Annotated in this window: 1 protein-coding gene and 1 pseudogene; one reads left to right on the forward strand and one right to left on the reverse strand. The window is 45.4% G+C overall.

The window, feature by feature from the left end:
* Positions 1-80 (forward strand): annotated as a pseudogene (locus A3756_RS28755) (ferric iron uptake transcriptional regulator); the annotation flags it as partial.
* Between the two features lie 174 nt (positions 81-254).
* On the opposite strand, the gene recN reads toward A3756_RS28755, so the two are convergent.
* Positions 255-1,919 (reverse strand): DNA repair protein RecN, encoded by a 1,665-nt coding sequence (gene recN / locus A3756_RS15230; RefSeq protein ID WP_068514043.1) that lies wholly within the window; start codon positions 1,917-1,919, stop codon positions 255-257.
* Between the last annotated feature and the right edge of the window lie 48 nt (positions 1,920-1,967).

Below are 1,967 nucleotides of genomic sequence, written 5' to 3' on the forward strand. Positions count from 1 at the left end.
GTCAGCATGAAATTGCAGAAGAGCATGGTTATGAATTAGTCGATCACAACCTTACGCTGTATGTTCGTCCCAAGAAGTAAGATTTGATATTACTGTGTTTTCTAAAGCCGCTCTTTGAGGCGGCTTTTTTTATAAAGAATAATTAACCACAGAGGATACAGGGCGCTACGCTTCACCGAGAAAAAAGAAAAGTCTTAAAAGCTTTTCTCTGTGAAGGCTGAAAGTTGCTCAGTGTTCTCGGTGGTTTATAGTTTTTATGCGGTCTCCAACATCTCCCTGGCATGAGCAAGTGTCTGCTCGGTCATTTCAATACCGCCTAGCATGCGAGCAACTTCCTCGGTTCTGGCTTTCTTATTAAGCAAGTCAATCGAAGAGCTAACTTTTCCGTCAATTGATTTCTTGCTAATGAAATAATGGTTGTCACCTTGTGAGGCAACTTGTGGCAGGTGGGTAACGCAAATGATTTGTCCATTCTTGCCTAGCGATTTGAGTAGTCGGCCAACAATTTGTGCTGTGCCGCCGCCAATGCCTACATCCACCTCATCGAAAACCAGTGTTGGAATGGTCGAGTTTTGAGCGACAATGACTTGAATCGCTAAGCTGATTCGGGACAGCTCACCGCCTGAGGCAACTTTGTTGATGGCTTTGGGGGGCTGTCCAGGATTGGTGCTAATCAGGAATTCGACGGTATCCAGACCGTGCTGGCTTACCTTGCTGTTATCGAGAGGTGTTAGGCTGACGCAGAACTTCACTGACTTCATATCCATCAATGCTAGCTGCTCACATATTTTCTTTTCTAAAGAGCTGGCACACTTTATACGCTTCTGACGCTGCGTTTCAGCTAAGGCCCGGTAAGTGTTTTCCAATTCGATTACTTCAGCTTGCAGTTGCTCCAGATTTTGGTCGCCATTATTAAAGTCATGTAGTTCTTTGCTGAGTTTGTTTTGTATGGTTAACAGCTCAGTGGGTTCACAGCGGTGTTTTCTTGCTAACTGGTAAGCAGTGCTTAGGCGTTCTTCGATTTCTTGCAGGCGTGCTGGGTTGAGTTCAAATGAGTCGATAAAATGGCGTAAATTACTACCTGCCTCTTCAATTTGGATTTGCGCTTCATTCAGCATGTTGAGTGCTTCACTAATCTCATGATTTTCGCTGGGTAGGTTGTGTAGTGATGAGGAGGCTGAAGAAACCATGCTGGCGGCATTAGCATCACCCTCTGAACATAACGCTAGAGCTTCATGTGCTCTACTCAAAAGCAGTTCTGCATTTGCTAGCTGGGATTGCTCTTTTTCGAGCTGCTCAACTTCACCTTCTTGTAGGCCCAGTGCCTCGAGCTCTTCAAGTTGAAAGGTAATGAGGTGAATGCGGGCAGTAATCTCATCCTGGTTGTTTTCAAGTTTAGATAGGTGCTTAGCTTGACTTGACCATTTATTAAAAGCGCTGGAAACCTTGTCTGAGGTACTTTGTAGTTGGCCAAAGTTGTCGACAATCACCCGGTGGTTATCTTTGTTAAGTAAGGATTGGTGTTCGTGTTGGCTGTGAATATCAATCAGTAGCTCGCCAATTGATTTTAAATTCTGTAGAGGGCTAGGGTGGCCATTTATATAGCTGCGCGAGCGGCCCTCGGCTGTGATGACTCTGCGCAATATACATTGCTCGCCTTCTTCCAGGTCGTGGTCTTTAAGCCATTCAAGTGCCTTGGGGTGTTTGTCTAACTCAAAGGCTGCAGAAATTTCAGCCTTGGGCTCTCCGTGACGCACCATGCTCGTATCAGCCCTGTCGCCAAGCGCCAAGCCTAATGCGTCGAGAATAATTGATTTACCAGCTCCGGTTTCTCCGCTGAGTACGGTCATGCCGTTGTTGAATAAAACTTCCAGGTGGTCAGCGATGGCGAAGTTGGAGACTTTGAGTTGGCTAAGCATGGTTATTTTTCCGTGTCTGGATATGCAAATCAAAATTTGCTAAATATT

Source organism: Oleiphilus sp. HI0086, assembly GCF_001635225.1.